The organism is Streptomyces sp. NPDC041205, assembly GCF_055591765.1.
On record NZ_JBVIZH010000008.1, the window covers coordinates 1 to 14934 of the forward strand.

At 70.0% G+C, this 14934-nt stretch carries 13 protein-coding genes and 1 pseudogene; 7 read left to right on the top strand and 7 right to left on the bottom strand.

Going from position 1 to position 14934, the window contains the following annotated elements; translation table 11 throughout:
* The coding region (locus ACZ6BG_RS29885) for an FAD-dependent oxidoreductase (protein ID WP_469007235.1) at positions 1-283 on the bottom strand (283 nt) is incomplete at its 3' end.
* 101 nt (positions 284-384) lie between these two features.
* On the opposite strand from ACZ6BG_RS29885, the gene ACZ6BG_RS29890 reads away from it, so the two are divergent.
* A complete protein-coding gene (locus ACZ6BG_RS29890) occupies positions 385-762 on the top strand; it encodes an ArsR/SmtB family transcription factor (protein WP_469007237.1) in 378 nt (125 codons plus the stop codon).
* 48 nt (positions 763-810) lie between these two features.
* A complete protein-coding gene (locus ACZ6BG_RS29895; RefSeq protein WP_469007240.1) occupies positions 811-1284 on the top strand; it encodes a GNAT family N-acetyltransferase in 474 nt (157 codons plus the stop codon).
* Between the two features lie 65 nt (positions 1285-1349).
* On the opposite strand, the pseudogene ACZ6BG_RS29900 reads toward ACZ6BG_RS29895, so the two are convergent.
* Positions 1350-1680 (bottom strand): annotated as a pseudogene (locus tag ACZ6BG_RS29900) (arsenic resistance protein); the annotation flags it as partial.
* 502 nt (positions 1681-2182) lie between these two features.
* Between ACZ6BG_RS29900 and ACZ6BG_RS29905 the strand changes: the two are divergent.
* The 3 genes from ACZ6BG_RS29905 to ACZ6BG_RS29915 all read left to right on the top strand — a co-directional run bounded on the left by ACZ6BG_RS29905 (position 2183) and on the right by ACZ6BG_RS29915 (position 4639).
* Positions 2183-2482, top strand: a complete 300-nt coding sequence (locus ACZ6BG_RS29905) for a hypothetical protein (protein WP_469007242.1) — start codon at positions 2183-2185, stop codon at positions 2480-2482.
* A gap of 439 nt (positions 2483-2921) precedes the next feature.
* Positions 2922-3098, top strand: coding sequence for a hypothetical protein (locus ACZ6BG_RS29910; protein WP_469007244.1), 177 nt, complete (start codon positions 2922-2924; stop codon positions 3096-3098).
* A 1109-nt stretch (positions 3099-4207) separates the two neighbouring features.
* Positions 4208-4639 carry an STAS domain-containing protein gene (locus ACZ6BG_RS29915; protein WP_469007246.1) on the top strand — a complete coding sequence of 144 codons (432 nt, stop codon included), beginning with the start codon at positions 4208-4210 and terminating at the stop codon, positions 4637-4639.
* 46 nt (positions 4640-4685) lie between these two features.
* Here ACZ6BG_RS29915 and ACZ6BG_RS29920 read toward each other — a convergent pair whose 3' ends face one another.
* Both ACZ6BG_RS29920 and ACZ6BG_RS29925 read right to left on the bottom strand, forming a co-directional pair.
* Positions 4686-5195 (bottom strand): LysE family translocator, encoded by a 510-nt coding sequence (locus ACZ6BG_RS29920; RefSeq protein WP_469007249.1) that lies wholly within the window; start codon positions 5193-5195, stop codon positions 4686-4688.
* Between the two features lie 236 nt (positions 5196-5431).
* Positions 5432-6835 carry an MFS transporter gene (locus ACZ6BG_RS29925; RefSeq protein WP_469007678.1) on the bottom strand — a complete coding sequence of 468 codons (1404 nt, stop codon included), beginning with the start codon at positions 6833-6835 and terminating at the stop codon, positions 5432-5434.
* Between the two features lie 315 nt (positions 6836-7150).
* Here ACZ6BG_RS29925 and ACZ6BG_RS29930 point away from each other — a divergent pair, with 315 nt between their 5' ends.
* Positions 7151-8839: a SulP family inorganic anion transporter gene (locus ACZ6BG_RS29930; RefSeq protein ID WP_469007251.1), complete on the top strand. Its 1689-nt coding sequence runs from the start codon at positions 7151-7153 to the stop codon at positions 8837-8839.
* Between the two features lie 84 nt (positions 8840-8923).
* The gene (locus ACZ6BG_RS29935) at positions 8924-9421 is read left to right on the top strand and encodes a DUF7144 family membrane protein (RefSeq protein ID WP_469007253.1); all 498 of its coding nucleotides are present in this window, start codon (positions 8924-8926) and stop codon (positions 9419-9421) included.
* Here the strand turns inward: ACZ6BG_RS29935 and ACZ6BG_RS29940 are convergent.
* The 3 genes from ACZ6BG_RS29940 to ACZ6BG_RS29950 are packed head-to-tail and all read right to left on the bottom strand — an operon-like array spanning position 9403 to position 14916.
* A complete protein-coding gene (locus ACZ6BG_RS29940) occupies positions 9403-10767 on the bottom strand; it encodes a diacylglycerol/lipid kinase family protein (RefSeq protein WP_469007256.1) in 1365 nt (454 codons plus the stop codon). The genes ACZ6BG_RS29935 and ACZ6BG_RS29940 overlap by 19 nt on opposite strands.
* Positions 10736-12220 carry an alpha-amylase gene (locus ACZ6BG_RS29945; protein WP_469007258.1) on the bottom strand — a complete coding sequence of 495 codons (1485 nt, stop codon included), beginning with the start codon at positions 12218-12220 and terminating at the stop codon, positions 10736-10738. The genes ACZ6BG_RS29940 and ACZ6BG_RS29945 overlap by 32 nt, the downstream gene beginning before the upstream one ends.
* The gene (locus tag ACZ6BG_RS29950; protein WP_469007261.1) at positions 12217-14916 is read right to left on the bottom strand and encodes an MGH1-like glycoside hydrolase domain-containing protein; all 2700 of its coding nucleotides are present in this window, start codon (positions 14914-14916) and stop codon (positions 12217-12219) included. The genes ACZ6BG_RS29945 and ACZ6BG_RS29950 overlap by 4 nt, the downstream gene beginning before the upstream one ends.
* Between the last annotated feature and the right edge of the window lie 18 nt (positions 14917-14934).

Here is a 14934-nt window from a genome sequence, read left to right on the forward strand (position 1 = left end):
GGTACTGCTCGGCCCAGTCGCCGCCGGTGGGGTAGGTGGCGCCGTCGGGCTTGACCCAGCCGGTGGGGGCCAGGAGCTTCTCGGCGGCGGGGTCGGCGACCTCGGCCCAGGTGGAGAAGAGGCGCACGTGCGACCAGTCGCGCACCGCGTTGCCCGCGGACGGTCCGGCCTCCAGGACGAGCGGTTCGACGCCACGGTCGACGAGGTGGGCGGCAGCGGCCAGACCGATCGGGCCGGCGCCGATGACCACGGTCGGTAGGGCGGCGGGCGTGCTCTGACTCATCACGTTCTCCAGGGCAGGCGGGTGACGTCGATCTCTTGATTCGACGTCTGTCGATATGGGGAACGTTGCCATGCGGCATCGACAGATGTCAATATTGACGTATGTCGAATCCGAATGTGGTGGAGCTGCCGGTGCTGAGCCAGCCGAGCGAGGGCGTGGCGCCGTGCTGCCCGCCGCTGACCGAACGGCCCTTGAGCGCGGAGGAGGCGGAGCGGACCGCGAGGATGTTCAAGGCTCTCGGCGATCCGGTACGGCTGCGCCTGTTCTCGCTGGTCGCCTCGCACGAGGGCGGTGAGGCGTGCGTGTGCGACATCTCCGATGTCGGGGTCTCGCAGCCGACCGTCTCCCACCACCTCAAGAAGCTCAAGGACGCCGGCCTGCTCACCTCCGAGCGGCGCGGGACCTGGGTGTACTACCGGGTCGAGCCGAGCGTCCTGGCGGCGATGGGCCGGCTACTGACCCTGCCGACCGCAGTCTGAACGGAACATGGGAGGGGCAGGGTGCGTTGCGGCGCCGTCGTAGTGGCGATGCGGGCGGAGCACGCCGCGCAGGTCCTGGCGATCTATCAGGCCGGGATCGACGAGGGGAATGCCACATTCGAGACCGCGGCACCGTCGTGGGAGGCGTTCGACGCCGCCCGGTTGCCCGAGCATCGCTTCGCCGCGCTCGATGAGAGCGGGACGGTGCTGGGGTGGGTCGCCGCCGGGCGGGCCTCCGACCGGTGCGCGTACGCCGGTGTGGTCGAGCACTCCGTCTACGTGTCTGCAGCGGCTCGCGGCCGGGGAGTCGCAGGGGCACTACTGAAGGCCCTGATCGCGTCCACGGAGGCGGCCGGGATCTGGACGATCCAGTCCGGGATCTTCCCGGAGAACACCGCGAGCCTTGCTCTGCACGAGCGGGCAGGTTTCCGGGTCATCGGCACTCGGGAGCGGATCGGTAGGCATCACGGCCTCTGGCGTGACGTCATCCTGGTCGAGCGCCGCAGCCCCGCCATCGACTGACGGCCGGTGGCACGGCTCCCCCGGGGCTCCTCCATGGTCACCCCGGGGCCGGACTGGCCGACGGTTCAGGCAGCCTGTGCCGCGGCGCGGGTGGTGAACTTCCGGCGCCAGGCGAGTGAGACGTAGACCAGCGCCACCAGGACCGGCACCTCGATGAGCGGGCCGACGACCCCGGACAGGGCCTGGCCGGAGGTCACGCCGAAGGTGGCGATGGCGACCGCGATGGCCAGCTCGAAGTTGTTGCCCGCCGCGGTGAACGCGAGCGTCGCCGTGCGGTCGTAGCGCAGGCCGATCGCCTTGCCGAGCGCGAAGGTCCCGCACCGCATCACAGCGAAGTAGACCAGCAGCGGCAGCGATCCGCGCGACATCCAGCGGCTGCGACGTCATCGTCTCGCCTTAGGGAGATCCCGCCGATCTCGACCTCGGCAAGCGCGTCGTTCAGGCCGGGGATCAGGCGCCCAAGGCCGAGGGCCCATGGCCGCGAGAATCCAGACGGCGAGGAAGCGGTCCAGGGTGGAGAGCTTCGCGACGACGCCCGCCTCCTGGCGGGCGTCCGCTGTTCCGGTCGTGGCGGGTTCGGTGGAGGTCATCAGCAGGCCCGCTTCCGGCCGGTCTCCACGGTCTCCCGCGCGGTGGCGGCCAGCTCTGTGAGCGAGCCGGCCAACGCGTCGATAGCCCCCGGAATCGCGGGGATTTCGGGGGGCAGGTGCGACCGCAGTGCCGTCACTCAGCTTGTAGGCGCGATGTCGTCCGCGTGTTCCTGGTCGTAGCTCACGAAGCTGTCGGGAAAGAGGCTTTCCCCGACTGTGCGCACGGCGCTTGAATCGGCAGCCTCCCCACGGCGGCACCCGGGGTACCAATCGGTGCCTTCGGAGAGCAGAAACGAAGGGGCAACGTCATGAGCATGATCCAAAACGGCAAGCTGTCTCTGGACTCACCGCATTCCACTGAGACGGTGGGCGGAAAGACGGACACCTTCAAGCAGGTCAACTTCCCCACCCCGTTCCCGGCCGGCTCGGACGTGATCGTGCAGGTCACCGTGCAGACCTTCAACGGCCCCGAAACGCCGGGCGTCCGGCTGCACAACGTGAGTAACACCGGGTTCCGCATCCGCTTCAACGAGATCCTCGGTGGCGGCGTGTCGGCTGACGGCAAGCACGCCACAGAGACCGTCGGCTGGACTGCCTACACGATCTGAGGTGTTGCCACGGGCGGCCCTGGGGGTGAACCCCCAGGGCCGCCCCGTTGGGGGTGAGGGAGCCGTCGGGCTCGGCGGCGTGCTGTGGGTCTCGGTGTTGGTGACGGTCACGGTGACCGGGTCGCCGGGCTTGGCCTTCAAGTCGCGTTGACCCTTGCGCCAGGCCGACGACGCCAGGTCCGGCCAAGGTGCCGACCTGGTCGATGCCCAGGAGTTACCGACCGCACCCGGTGGGCACGCTCGCCTGCCTGACGGCCGGCGATGCCGCCCGCCGTCTCGGCGGCGATGTACGAGAACTCGGTGAGCACGCCGTTCGAGGCGGCAAGCAGCATGACGGCGACCGTGGTGGAAAGCCCGTCCGCCAAGTGCAGCAGGGCCAGAACGGCGGCTACGACCACCAGGGCTCGCGTCGCCGAGGCGATGCGCAGGACGCGGGTGGGTGCCGTGGCGGTCGGCCCTGGTCCCGGCGACGGCGAAGGCGCTCAGGCACGGCACCCATTCCAGCGCGAACGCCAAGCCGGTCAAGGCCGCTGAGTTGGTGGTGGCGAGCACCAACAAGGGGATGCCGTACGTCGGCATCGCAAAGGCCCCGGCGTGCATTCCGCGCGGCAGGTAGACGCCGCGCAGCAGCGTGGGGGCCGGTCGGTCGGCGTACCGGGGTCCGACGCGGGATCTCACGCGGCGGGCTCCATCTCCGTCCGTCGCGCGGAGGGAGCGGACGACCGTGTGCTGCGGGGCGAGCGGATCTGCCTGGAGCCAGGTGTCCAAGGCGGTCCGCGGGCCGTCGAGTTCGGAGATGGCCTGGCGGCTGAGGATCGAACCCCCGGGTACGAGCAGCCCGCTGGAGCCGCCACTCCGAGAGGCACCGCGTACGGCCGCGAGGACCTGGCCGAGCAGGGTGAGGGCCTGCTGGACGCGGGTGCCGAAGTCGCTTGCTGCCGTGGGGCATTGGTAGGTACGTGGGGCATGGGTGGGCACGGGCCCAGCGCGCGGCTCGGTCGTACGCGTCCGCGAGGTCTTCGCCGCGCGGAGTGAGCCGGTAGCGCACCCGTTCGTCCTCGTCGCCGGGGACGAAGGCGAAGTCGCGGGCCCGGTCGATGGCGTGGCGCAGTTGGTCGGCGATCAGGTCGTCGAAGGCGGCCTGCAGGCTGCCGCGGCGGCGGCTCGTCCAGCTCGCTGGCCAGACGGAACAGGCCGGGCAGGGACAGCGCCCGGCTGGCCCGGCGGGTGTCCGGGCGGCTGGTGGTGGTGATGCGGGTCATCGGCGCTGGCCTCCTGCCTGCGGGAAGGCGCTGCACGACTCTCCAGCCGTACTCAAGGCCGACCTCACCTCATCGGCTCGCAGAGGACCTCAACACCCAGTAGCCGCACCGGGCTCACCGGAGAGGCGGTCTGCCGGGTCGGGTGAGGGCTCGGCTTGAACCGCGCCTCCCCAAGGGCGCGGGCCCGGCTTTCGACGTGCCGCCACCGGGCGGAGCGCCCAAGTCGGGTCCGCGTCCTTGATGACGCATGGCTGAAATGGGCACATCATGGGAACCACAGTGGTGAGGGAAACCGGACCCCGGGGAGACCTCTCAGGCATCCGTTCCCCAGCCCCATGCCCCGTGTCCGTGCAAGTACCTGCAGCTCGCCACACCCGTGTCGCCCAAGTCCCCGGTGGCTCTGCCCCATCTGCTTCGCCTGCACCACTCAGGGACAGGCCGACGCGTACCGAGGTGAAGCATCGTGGCCTTCGGCCCTCCGCCCTCCACGCGACACGTGCGCGCGTACCGCACCCAAGGACACACGGTCCTGGAGTTCCACGGCGAGATCGACATCGCCGCCGCCTTGGAGATCGTTCCCCATCTGGACCGCGCGACCGAGCCGCGCGAGGCCCTGGTCGTGATCGACCTGACCCCGACCACCTTCCTCGACTGCTCCGGTCTGCGGCTGCTGTGCCGTGCCAGAAGCCGTGTCGCGGGTCACCGCGGGCAACTCCTGCTGGTCTGCCCGCACCCGCGCACGCTCGCGCTCCTGCGCATCGTGCGGCTCTGCGACGTCTTCAGCCCCTACCCCACCTTGGACGCCGCCCTCGCCGACGCCGCCCGGGTGAAGCGGCACGCGAAGAGGAGGTGCAAGTGGGCTGCGCGACAGTCCGTGGCCGCGTGGCGGCCTTGATGCCGGAGACCAGCCTCTGGCCGCGGCCATGGCCTGCGGGCCGTTCTCAGTCGGACCCGGCCAAGCGCAGGCCGAGTCCGACGACGACGGTTCCTGTGATGCGGCCAAGTACACGTTGGGCGGCGGGGCGCTGAAGCCAGCCCCGCAGCGTCCGCGCGAAGCCGATCAACGCGGTCGACCACACCACCAGCAGAACGTGGACGCCTGCCAGGAGAACTCCGGTGGTGAAATGCGGTGCGCCCGCCGGGATGAACTGCGGCAGGACAGCGACGCAGAAGACGCCCGCCTTCGGGTTGAGCAGATTGGTGAGCGTGCCCTGGCGCCAGCCCTCGGCCAGGCTGTCCCGGAGCGCCTGATCTGCGCCGCCGACGGTTCCGTGACCGCCCGTCCGGCGCAGTGCGTCCCACAGCATGCGCTCACCAAGCCACAACAGGTACAGCACCCCTGCCCGGCGCACAGCCTCGTACGCCAGTTGGGAAGCGGTCAGCAGTGCGGTCAGCCCGAGTGAGGTCAGGGCTCCCCACCACAGAGCTCCGGTCTGGATCCCGAGAACCACCCCCGGGCGCGACAGCGGCGGCCAAGTGCCGCCGTCCGCACGGTGAGCGCGGTGTCAATGTCAGGAGTGAGCGTGAGCAGTCCCACGACGAGCGTGAAGAACCACAGAGATGAGCGTGAAGGACCACAGAGCAGTGGCTATCGCCATACGGTGAGGCCCTGCCCCGCCAGAGATACCGGCCACCTTGCGGGATCCGGCCGAAGCCGAAGCGGTCGCCGACCAGGTCGGCGCCGCCCTCAGCGGGGAACCCCGCCCCGGGGAAGCATCGCCGCCGCGACGAACCCGCCGAGTCCGATGACGGCAAGCACGATCAGGGCCGCGGCGTACGCGCCGACGGCCGGGTCGGCGACGATGACGGTGCCTGCGACCGCCGTGCCGAGCGCGGAACCCAAGTTGGACACGCTGCGGGAAAGACCCGAGATCTCGCTCTGCCTGTCCTCGGGGAAGCTCGACTGCACCACGTTGACCGAGGGAGTCAGCATGACACCGAGTCCCAGACCGATCAGCAGCAGACCGGGGACCATGGCCCAGGGGCTCGGCGAACCGCTCGCCAGGCCGAGGAGGACACCGATTCCGCCGAGGGTGACCGCGAAGCCCACCATGATGAGGGTCCGCTGCGCGTAACGCTTCGCGAGGCGTTCGGCGCCTAGCGACGCCACGAGGAGACCGGCCGTGGCCGCCGTGAAGATGGCCCCGGTGCTGATCGCGTCGTACCCGCGCACCACCTGCAGATAGGCGGACACCACGAAGGACACCCCCATGAGCACAAGCCATTGGGTGTGCTGTGTGACGAGGCCGAGGTTGGACGTCCGGTCGCGGAACAAGCTGTTCGAAAGGAGGGGTTCCACACCCGACCGCTCCTTGGCATGCGTCCACCGGAAGAACCACAGCAGAATCAGCGCGCCGATCAGCAGCAGGGCGGCCATGAGCCAGACGTTGTTGTCGGCGGCGAGGATTCCCATGACGACGCAGACGAGGCCGGCGGCCGAGAGGACCGCTCCGCCGGTGTCGAAGTGACGCGTCGGATCCGGGGGCAGCGGGTCCTCGATCCGGCGGGCGAGCAGGATGATCACTACGATCACGAGTGCCTGGAAGACGAAAGCCGCACGCCAGCTGAGCGCCGAACTGATGAGTCCCCCGATCAGCGGGCCCGCGGCGGCGCCGATGCCGCCAAGGGCCATGATGGTCCCGAACGCGCGGGCGCGGGAGACGACTTCGGTGAACAGCATCGTGGCGAGGATGTAGACGGGCGGGATCAGCAGGGCCGTGCCGATGCCCTCCAGAATCGAGTTGCCGAGGATGAGGACACCGAGACCGGGTGCGGCAGCGCTGAGCAGGGCACCGATGCCGTACACGACGAGACCGGCCATGAGACACCGCTTGCGGCCGTACCGGTCGGTCAGTTTGCCTCCGGGAATCATCAGCGCCGCCATCACGAGCAGGAAGACGGTGATCGCGATCTGCACCCCTTGCACGGTGGTGTCGAGGTCCTCGCTGATGTCGTTGATCATCACGTTCATGTTGGAACCGGCGAAGCTGCAGATGAACTGAGCAAGGGCGAGCGGCGCGAGCACCTGCCGAGCCGTGATCGGTGCGCGCCCTGGGCCGCCTTCTCCGATGGACGTGGGCGGCACGGCCATCACCTCGTCTCCATCGTGGTCGTCAGGACGTCCGACACCGGCCGACTGCGCATGCGGCACGCGGGGGGGCCGGATGCCGCTCATCGTCGTGAGCCGCCGGACGTCCGTCGTCACCCTCTGAGGGTGACGACGGAAGCCGCCGGACGGGCACAGGATCTCCGGACGCAGGTGCGCATCACAGCATCCGACTCGGAGACGGAGGCCCCGCCATGGCCACCATGACCGCGCAGCACCGGCGCTCGGCAACCGCGCGCGTGGCGGCCGTCTGATGTCGGCCACCGGCGCGTGGTGACCGTGCGCGGCACACCGCCCGGCGTGCGGACACTCGCGGGCTACCGCCGCGAGTGGCTCGTCAAGGACGTCGTCGCGGGCATCGTCCTCACCACTCTGCTGGTGCCGCAGGGCATGGCGTACGCGGAACTGGCGGGACTGCCTCCGATCACCGGCCTGTACACCTCCGTGCTGTGTCTCCTTGCCTACGCCGTCTTCGGCCCGTCACGGATCCTGGTGCTCGGTCCTGACTCCTCGCTCGGCCCGATGATCGCGGCGACGATCCTGCCCCTGATCGCCGCCGACGGGGACCCCGAACGGGCGGTCGCACTCGCCTCGGTGCTCGCGCTGATGGTCGGGGCGATCACGCTCCTGGCCGGAGTGGCGAAGCTCGGCTTCATCGCCGACCTGATCTCCAAGCCCACCATGATCGGTTACATGAACGGACTGGCCCTGACCATTCTGATCGGCCAGTTGCCGAAACTGTTCGGCTTCAGTACGGACGCCGATGGACTGATCGGTGAAGTGGCCGACTTCGCGAGCGGTTTGGCCGACGGGAAGACAGTGCCCGCGGCCGTGACGGTCGGCGCCCTCGGAATCGTGCTGGTCCTGGTGTTGCAGCGCTGGCTGCCGAAGATCCCGGCCGTGCTCGTGATGGTGCTCCTGGCGATGGGCGCGTCGGCCCTCTTCGACCTGGACGACCACGGCGTACGCCTCGTGGGCGAACTGCCCCAGGGTTTGCCGCCGCTGACGATCCCCGACATCCGTTTCGACGACCTCGCCCCGCTCCTCGTCGGGGCGCTCGGCATCGCTCTGGTGTCGCTCGCCGACACGATCTCCAACGCCTCGGCGTTCGCGGCCCGTTCGAACCAGGAGGTGCGCGGCAGCGAGGAGATGGTCGCGATCGGCTCGGCGAACCTGGCGGCCGGCCTGTTCCAGGGCTTTCCCGTCAGCACGAGCGGGTCGCGGACGGCGGTGGCCGAGCGTGCGGGCGCCCGGACTCAACTGACGGGGGTCGTCGGGGCCTTGCTGATCGTTCTCATGCTGGTGCTGGTCCCTGGTCTCTTCCGCAGCCTGCCGCAGCCCGCGCTCGCCGCCGTGGTCATCACGGCGTCGCTGTCGCTCGCCGAGCTCGCGGGGACCAGGCGCCTGTGGCAGCAGCGCAAGGCGGAGTTCCTGCTGTGCATCGCGGCCTTTCTCGGCGTGGCCCTGCTCGGTGTGCTGGCCGGGATCGCGGTCGCGGTCGGCCTCTCCATCCTCAACGTCTTCCGGCGGGCGTGGTGGCCGTACAACGCGGTCCTTGGACGGGTGCCGGGCGTGGAGGGCTATCACGACATCCGCTCCTACCCGGACGCCGAGCAGCTGCCCGGCCTGGTGATCCACCGCTTCGACGCCCCGCTGTTCTTCGCCAACGCCAAGTCCTTCCGGGGCGAGGTGCTGCGCCTTGCCCGCGGCGAACCGCAGCCGCGCTGGATCCTGATCGCGGCCGAGCCCGTGACCGACGTGGACACCACCGCCGCCGACGTACTGGAGGACCTGGACCGGACGCTCAACGAGCTCGGCATCAACCTGGTGTTCGCCGAGCTCAAGGATCCGGTGCGGCGCAAGGTCGAACGCTACGAGCTGACCCGCACCATCGATCCGGGCCACTTCTTCCCCACCGTCGAAGCGGCCGTCGAAGCGTTCCGCGAGGAGACCGGCACGGACGCGGAGTGGACGCCCGGTCAGCGGTGACCGAAGCAAGCTCATCCTCTGGGGGTGAGTCGCGCGGACAGACCGGACGGGATGCTCTGAGCCCAGAGAACAGGAGGTCCACACATGGCTGAGCAGATTCCCACAGGACGGACTCCCTCAGGGCAGTCCCCCCCAAGCTCACGTCAGACCGGCTCCGGCGCGCCGGAGCCCGAGCCCCGCGTCCACCTGATCACCATCGGCGGTGTCGTGTTCGCCGTGTGCATCCTGGCCATCATCGGCTTGTTCCACATGATCGCGGGCCTCGCCACGGTCCTCGACCACAACTTCGCCCGCCAGCAGAACGACTACACGTACGACTTGGACGTCGCCTGGCGGGGCTGGATCCAGATGGTCTCCGGCATCGTCGTCCTGGCGGCGGCGTTCCTCATCTTCAGCGGCCGCACGTGGGCGCGCGTCGTCGGCATCACCGTCGCGGGTGTCAGTGCGCTGGAGAACTTCATCTTCACCCCGTACCACCCGGCGTGGTCCGCGATCCTCATCGCCCTCGACGTCCTGGTGATCTGGTCCCTGGCTGTGTACGGGCACCGAGAGGCCCACAAGGCCTACGGGGCGCCTCTGTAGGCGAGTCGGCCGAGCAGCCGCCAGTCCAGCGGTGGACGGGCCAGGCGCACGCCCGGACGGCTCCGGGGCACGAGCACCCGTAGAGCCAGCGGCCGCACCTCGCAGCGCACGGGCACGCGCAGCCGCAGAGCCTCACCGTCGAGGCCGACGGGGATCCACTCCCGGTCGGCCTCGACGACGACGTCCGTCGCGGTCGCCCGCGTCGTAGCGGTGGACCGTCGGCCCCGCAGCAGTCCCGCGGCCTGCGCGGCGCTGGAGACGTTCACTCCGACGCAGCCCAGCTCACCGCTGTCCAGTCGCGCGCGACGCCCCATCCCCGCGAAGTCACCGGTGCCGTAGGGGTTGTTGCTCACCAGCAGGGCCTGCGGCGCGGAGAACGTGTGCGCCCCGGCATGGGCGGTGAGACTTGCGCCTTCGTGCCCCAGCAGCAGATCGGGAAGCAGTTCCAGGGTGGTGCGCGTCTTGCCGTCGCGGTAGTCGGGGCTCTGCACGACCTCGGCGTAGGCCCCGAACGACACGTTGTTGACGAACGGCCTGCCGGCCGCGCGGCCGAGGTCGACGTGGAGCTCCACGCCGTCGCGCAGCGCGTCAAGCGCCTTGGCCGGGTCGTCGCGGTCGAGGCCCAGGTCGAGCGCGAAGTGGTTGCGGGTACCCGCCGGGATCACCAGGAAGGGGAGCCCGAGCGAGGCGGCGACGTCGGCGACCAGCGCCTGGGTGCCGTCGCCGCCGGCGACCCCGAGCAGGTCGGCGCCCTCCGCCGCGGCTTTGCGGGCCGCGTCGGCCACGTCGATCTCGACGGGCCCGTCAAGGAGCAGCACCTCGGCGCCCAGGGACTCGGCCTTCTCGCGCAGGGCGAACCGGTTGACCTTGCCGCCGCCCGAGCGCGGATTCATGATCAGGAAAGGGTGCCGGACCTCGGACGCCGGATGCTCCGCCATCGGGGCCGCCTGGCGCGTCGAGGCCGTCGAAGCGGAAGCCTCCCGCCGGGTGAGGGCGGCGCGGCCGGCGCCGACGGCGACCAGCCACAGCGCGCCCGACACCGCCACGACCCACGTCAGATGGGCCCGCGTGTACGCCAGGAGGACCCAGGCCGGGGCAGCGAGCGCGAGGGCCACGGACAGGACGCGCAGCACACCTCTGCGTGTGAGGATCCACCAGACCGCCGCGACCGTTGCCGCCGTACCGATGAGTCCGACGAGCAACAGCCCGAAGGTCCGCAGTCCCGCGAACGCGGCAGGCACCACCACGGCCGCCGCGGCGCCCGCCAGTGACGCGCGCGCCAGCCACCTCGTCGAGCGAGGGGCACCACCCGGCTCAACCACGGCCCGCCTCGACCGAGAAGACATGGCTCCCCCATGCGTCCAGATCGGCGTAGAGGCCGGGGGCGAGCAGTTCGTCGCCTTCGCGCTCGTACCGCGCCCCATCCATCAGGTCATTCAACTGCCAGACGGCACCGGACAGTTCAGACCATGGCAGTCGGATCCTGGCCTGGGCCCGCCGGTCGGAAAGGTTGACCACGACCACGTGTCGGCCCGCCTCGCCCGACCAGCACCACGCGAGCAACGACCGGTGCGTGGGGTTGTCGGGCCAGCCGTCGCAACTCAGGAGTCGCCAGTCGCCCGTACGCATACGGCTCTTGTGCACGCGCGCGAGGAGCTGCTCGTGGAAGACCCGCTGCGAGTCGTCCGAGGCCTCGTCGGGACGTCGCGTCAGGAAGACGGGCAGGTGGGTGCGGCGCCCGGTGAACTGGCCCTCGTGCCACAGCGTGGCGCCGGGCAGGGTGGCGATCAGTGTGGCCGCGGCCCGTTCCTTGGCGGGGCCGAGGGTCTGGGCGGCGCGTGGTTCGTCGTGGTTCTCCAGGAAGCGGACGAGGTGGCGCTGGTAGTCGATGTCCGCCTGGAGGTGGCCGCGCACCGACTCCGGGCTCTCGTGGACGATCCTGTCGTAGAGGCGCTTGTCGTAGCAGAAGTCGAAGCCCTGCTCCTTGAGCTCCCATTCGAGGTCCCAGTAGGCCTCGGCGACGAAGGTCATGCCGGGCCGCCGCTCGCGTACGGCGGTGAGGACCGTCGGCCAGAAGTCCCGCGTCGGCACCGGTCCGGCCCGCTCGCCCCAGGTCCTGCCGAAGACGTCGTTCATCATCAGCATCGCCATGTCGCAGCGGACCCCGTCGCAGATCCCGCCGATGCGCCGCAGCACGTCGGCGGTTCCCTCTCGCAACGCGCCGCTGTACGCGTTGAGTTGGACGACGTCGGGCCAGGGCGGGAAGAAGGGGTCACGGCCGCGCGCGTACACGGCGCCGCCGGTTTCGTAGTACGCGGCCGGATCGCGCTCCAGGTCGTCCCGGGTGCCCCGCACGAAGTAGTCGGGGTGCTCGGTGAGCCAAGGACTGTCCGGTGCCACGTGGTTGGGCACGTAGTCGAGGAGGAGTCCGATGCCGCGCCGGTCGAGTTCCGCCCTCGCCACGGCGAGCCCGTCGGGGCCGCCGATGCGCTCGTCGACGGCGTAGCGGCGGATGCAGTACGGGGATCCGACGATGTCGTCCTCGCCGACGTCCGGCAGCGCGCCGGTGAAGGCGGTCCGGAGTGAGGGATCGGCAAGGGCGATGCCCAGGCCCTCGGCGCTGCGTTCCCACACGCCCATCAGCCAGACGGCGTCGACGCCGTGCGGGGTGATCTCGTCCCAGGCGTCCTTCGACACGTCGCCCAGACCGACGGGACGGCCGGTACGACGCGCCAACTCCCTGAGCCAGACCCAGGTGTTGACCTCGTGGATCACGGGTTGCGGCGGCAGCGCGCTCATGATGCCCGCCCTCCGGGTCGGGAGAGAATGTCCTCGGCCGACAGGCGCCCGAAGACGACCATCAGGGTGGCGACCAGGCCGGTCCAGCCGGTCTGGTGTGCGGCGCCGATGCCCGCGCCGTTGTCGCCGTGGAAGTACTCGTGGAAGGCGATCAGGTCCCGCCAGTGCGGGTCGCTCTGGAACTTCTCCTGGCCCCCGTAGACCGGGCGGCGCCCGTCCTCGTCGCGCAGGAAGATGCGGCCGAGCCGGTCGGAGATCTCCTTGGCGACCTCGAAGAGGTTCAGCTGGGTGCCGGATCCGGTCGGGCACTCGACGGTGAAGTCGTCGCCGTAGAAGGCGTAGAGGTTGAGCAGGGCGCGGATGACGAGGGCGTTCATCGGGAACCACACCGGGCCCCGCCAGTTGGAGTTGCCGCCGAACATGCCGGAGTCGGACTCGGCGGGGAGGTAGCCGACGCGCAGCTCCTCGCCGTGCACGTAGAAGCTGTACGGGTGCTCCGCGTGGTGGCGGGAGAGGGCCCTGATGCCGTACGGGCTGAGGAACTCCCCCTCGTCGAGGAGGTGCCCGAGGACCCGGATCAGCTTCTTCTCGTCGACGACCGACAGGAGCCGCGCGCCACCCGCCTTGCCCGCCTGCGCCGCCGCGAGGGTCGCGTTCAGGGACGGGTGCCGCCGCCCGAACTCCCGCAGGCGTTCGGTGATGTGGGGGATTCCGCTGAGCTGGTCGGCCCGGAACACCGTCGCCGCGCACAACGGCAGCAGGCCCACCATGGAGCGGACCTTGAGGCGTGTCGCCTGACCGTCGGGCAGGCGCAGCACGTCGTAGAAGAACCCGTCTTCCTCGTCCCAGAGTTCGTCGCCCTGCTCGCCGATGCGGTCCATGGACGCGGAGATCCACAGGAAGTGTTCGGCGAACTTGACGATGAGTTCCTCGTACGCGGGATCCTCCTGGGCGAGTTCGACGGCGATCTGCAGCATGTTCTGGCAGTAGAGCGCCATCCAGGCCGTGCCGTCGGCCTGTTCGAGTTGGCCACCGGTGGGCAGGGCGGCGCTGCGGTCGAAGACGCCGATGTTGTCGAGGCCGAGGAAGCCGCCCTGGAAGACGTTGCGGCCGTTCGGGTCCTTGCGGTTGACCCACCAGGTGAAGTTGGTGAGCAGCTTCTGGAAGGTGCGCGCGAGGAAGGCGTGGTCGGAGTGGCCCGTCAGGCGCTCCTCGATCATGTTCACGAAGTGCGCGGCCCAGGCGTGCACGGGCGGGTTGACGTCCCCGAAGTTCCACTCGTACGCCGGGATCTGTCCGTTGGGGTGCAAGTAGGCGTCGTTGAGCAGCAGTTCGAGCTGCTGCTTGGCGAAGCCCGTGTCGACCACGGCCAGCGCCACGGTGTGGAACGCCAGGTCCCAGGCGGCGAACCAGGGGTACTCCCACTTGTCCGGCATGGACAGGATGGAGTCGCTGATCATGTGGAACCACTCGCGGTTGCGGACGCCGTGCGCCTCGGGGCTCCATGGATCGAGGCCGTGCTCGGCCAGCCACTGCTCCAGGTCGAAGTAGTAGTACTGCTTGCTCCACAGCATCCCGGCGAGGGCCTGGCGCAGGACCCGTGCCTCGTCCTCGCCGAGCGAGGGCGGGGTCAGCGCGGCGTAGAAGGCGTCGGCTTCCTTGACGCGGTCGCGCAGCACGGAGTCGAACCCACGCCCCAGGGAGACGTCCGCTCCCTCGGGCGCGAGCCTCAGGCGGACGGACGCCGAGCCGCCCGCGGGCACGGTGAGTGTGTAGTGGGCGGCGGCCTTCGTGCCCGTCCGCTCCGGGTTCACGGCTCCGCTCTCGCCGTCGACGACGCAGCGGCCGATGCCGTCCTTGACGTACGGCGATGCGTTGGCCGAGCCGTGGACCCGCTCGTGGTTGGTCTCGTTCTCGGTGAACAGGAGGGGGACGTCACCCTCCACGTGCAGTTCGTGGACGCCGAGTTCGGGGTGCGTCGCGCGGATGACAGACGTGCCCTTGGCTCCCGCGACGGCGGCCAGTTCGGGTTTGGGCGCGCCGTCGGCCCAGGACCAGGTGTTGCGGAACCAGAGCGTCGGCAGCAGGTGGAGCGAGGCGTCTTCGGGGCCGCGGTTGTCGGCGGTGATCTGGATCAGTACGTCGTCGGGGTCCGCCTTGGCGTATTCGACGGTCACGTCGAAGTAGCGGTCGTCGTCGAAGATCCCCGTGTCGAGCAGTTCGTACTCGAAGTCCTGGCGGCCGCGGGAGCCGTTGGTGACGAGGAGGTCGTTGTACGGGAACTCGCCCTGCGGATACTTGTACTGGTAGCGCATGTACGAGTGCGTGGGCGTGCTGTCGACGTAGAAGTAGTACTCCTTGACGTCCTCACCGTGGTTGCCCTCGCTGTTGGTGAGCCCGAACGCCCGCTCCTTGAGGATCGGGTCACGTCCGTTCCACAGGGCGAGGGCCAGGCAGAGCCGCTGTTTGTCGTCGCTGATGCCGCCGAGGCCGTCCTCGCCCCAGCGGTAGGCGCGGGAGCGCGCGTGGTCGTGCGGGAAGTAGGACCAGGCGTCGCCGTTGTCGCTGTAGTCCTCGCGGACGGTGCCCCACTGGCGTTCGCTGAGGTACGGGCCCCAGCGCCGCCACGCCGCGCCTTCCTCGCCGGTCAGTGCGGTGCGCTGTTGCTCGGTCCGTGCCTTCCGCTGCGCGTTCATTCGGCGGCCTCCTTGCCG

Excerpts from the sequence above, each read along its gene's own strand:
- ACZ6BG_RS29950 (WP_469007261.1), bottom strand. The coding sequence starts at position 14,916 with ATGAACGCGCAGCGGAAGGCACGGACCGAGCAACAGCGCACCGCACTG.
- ACZ6BG_RS29940 (WP_469007256.1), bottom strand. The coding sequence starts at position 10,767 with ATGTCTTCTCGGTCGAGGCGGGCCGTGGTTGAGCCGGGTGGTGCCCCT.
- ACZ6BG_RS29925 (WP_469007678.1), bottom strand. The coding sequence starts at position 6,835 with ATGGCCGTGCCGCCCACGTCCATCGGAGAAGGCGGCCCAGGGCGCGCA.
- ACZ6BG_RS29890 (WP_469007237.1), top strand. The coding sequence starts at position 385 with ATGTCGAATCCGAATGTGGTGGAGCTGCCGGTGCTGAGCCAGCCGAGC.
- ACZ6BG_RS29935 (WP_469007253.1), top strand. The coding sequence starts at position 8,924 with ATGGCTGAGCAGATTCCCACAGGACGGACTCCCTCAGGGCAGTCCCCC.
- ACZ6BG_RS29945 (WP_469007258.1), bottom strand. The coding sequence starts at position 12,220 with ATGAGCGCGCTGCCGCCGCAACCCGTGATCCACGAGGTCAACACCTGG.
- ACZ6BG_RS29895 (WP_469007240.1), top strand. The coding sequence starts at position 811 with ATGCGGGCGGAGCACGCCGCGCAGGTCCTGGCGATCTATCAGGCCGGG.
- ACZ6BG_RS29905 (WP_469007242.1), top strand. The coding sequence starts at position 2,183 with ATGAGCATGATCCAAAACGGCAAGCTGTCTCTGGACTCACCGCATTCC.